Source organism: Lactobacillus kullabergensis (genome assembly GCF_000967195.1).
Classification (GTDB): domain Bacteria; phylum Bacillota; class Bacilli; order Lactobacillales; family Lactobacillaceae; genus Lactobacillus; species Lactobacillus kullabergensis.
This window is the reverse complement of the sequence record NZ_KQ033872.1, coordinates 1-2,088: the sequence shown is the minus strand read 5'-3', so window position 1 is coordinate 2,088 and position 2,088 is coordinate 1. Positions and strand designations below refer to the sequence as shown.

At 52.4% G+C, this 2,088-nt stretch carries 2 rRNA genes (1 of these 2 only partly in view); both read left to right on the top strand.

Going from position 1 to position 2,088, the window contains the following annotated elements:
- Window positions 1-1,902, top strand: a 23S ribosomal RNA gene (locus tag JF76_RS09835) (it extends 1,495 nt beyond the left edge of the window).
- Window positions 1,903-1,980: 78 nt separating this feature from the next.
- A 5S ribosomal RNA gene (gene rrf, locus JF76_RS09830) occupies window positions 1,981-2,088 on the top strand; the annotation flags it as partial.

Below are 2,088 nucleotides of genomic sequence, written 5' to 3'. Positions count from 1 at the left end.
TCGAAAGGGAAACAGCCCAGATCACCAGTTAAGGTCCCCAAATCTATGCTAAGTGGAAAAGGATGTGGAGTTGCGTAGACAACTAGGATGTTGGCTCAGAAGCAGCCATCATTAAAAGAGTGCGTAATAGCTCACTAGTCGAGTGACGCTGCGCCGAAAATTTACCGGGGCTAAGCATAGTACCGAAACTGTGGATGTGCAGGAATGCACGTGGTAGGAGAGCGTTCTAAATGCGGCGAAGCTTAACTGAGAAGATAAGTGGAGCGTTTAGAAGTGAGAATGCCGGTATGAGTAGCGCAAGACAGGTGAGAATCCTGTCCGCCGAAAGACTAAGGTTTCCTGGGGCAGGCTCGTCCGCCCAGGGTAAGTCGGGACCTAAGGCAAGGCCGAAAGGCGTAGTCGATGGACAACAGGTAGAAATTCCTGTACTGCGCAGCTTCGTTAACAGCGAAGGAGGGACGCAGGAGGCAAAGAACGCATGGCGCTGGAAGCCATGTTCAAGCGTTAAGTGCGGCAATGAGTCAAATGCTTGTTGCCGAAAAGCACAAGGCGTGATGAGGAGCGAAATCAAAGTAGCGAAGGTTCAAGCGTCACACTGCCAAGAAAAGCTTCTAGCGAGAAGCTGCGTACCCGTACCGCAAACCGACACAGGTAGTCGAGTGGAGAACACTCAGGTGAGCGAGAGAACTCTCGTTAAGGAACTCGGCAAAATCGCCCCGTAACTTCGGGAGAAGGGGTGCTGGTGCAAAAGCCAGCCGCAGTGAATAGGCCCAAACAACTGTTTATCAAAAACACAGGTCTCTGCCAAGTCGTAAGACGACGTATAGGGGCTGACACCTGCCCGGTGCTGGAAGGTTAAGGAGAGCTGTTAGCGCAAGCGAAGCAGCGAACTGAAGCCCCAGTAAACGGCGGCCGTAACTATAACGGTCCTAAGGTAGCGAAATTCCTTGTCGGGTAAGTTCCGACCTGCACGAAAGGTGTAATGATTTGGGCACTGTCTCAACGAGAGACTCGGTGAAATTATAATACCCGTGAAGATGCGGGTTACCCGCGACAGGACGGAAAGACCCCATGGAGCTTTACTGCAATTTGATATTGGGCAGCTGTTAAACATGTACAGGATAGGTAGGAGCCGGAGAAGATAGCACGCCAGTGTTATCGGAGGCAATGTTGGGATACTACCCTTGTTTGATGGCTGCTCTAACCAGGGCCTCTAAGCGAGGCATGGGACAGTGTCAGACGGGCAGTTTGACTGGGGCGGTCGCCTCCTAAAGCGTAACGGAGGCGCCCAAAGGTTCCCTCAGAATGGTTGGAAATCATTCACAGAGTGCAAAGGTATAAGGGAGCTTGACTGCGAGAGCGACAACTCGAGCAGGGACGAAAGTCGGGCTTAGTGATCTGGTGGTACCGCATGGAAGGGCCATCACTCAACGGATAAAAGCTACCCTGGGGATAACAGGCTTATCTCCCCCAAGAGTTCACATCGACGGGGAGGTTTGGCACCTCGATGTCGGCTCGTCGCATCCTGGGGCTGAAGTCGGTCCCAAGGGTTGGGCTGTTCGCCCATTAAAGCGGCACGCGAGCTGGGTTCAGAACGTCGTGAGACAGTTCGGTCCCTATCCGTCGTGGGCGTAGGAAATTTGCGAGGAGCTGTCCTTAGTACGAGAGGACCGGGATGGACATACCGCTGGTGTACCAGTTGTCTTGCCAAAGGCATCGCTGGGTAGCTAAGTATGGCCGGGATAAGCGCTGAAAGCATCTAAGTGCGAAGCCCCCCTCAAGATGAGATTTCCCATACGCAAGTAGTAAGACACCTCAAAGACTAAGAGGTAGATAGGCTGGGAGTGGAAGAGCCGCGAGGCTTGGAGCGGACCAGTACTAATCAGTCGAGGACTTGACCAGAGCTTGAAGGCAATCAAGGTTTTTGAAAAGAGGATTATATTTAGTTTTGAGCGTAGAAGCTCAAAGAGAGAGAAAAAGTACGGTGGCAAGAGCAAGAAGGAAACACCTGTAACCATGCCGAACACAGCAGTTAAGCTTCTTCACGCCGAGAGTAGTTGGTGGGAGACTGCCTGCGAGGGTAGGACG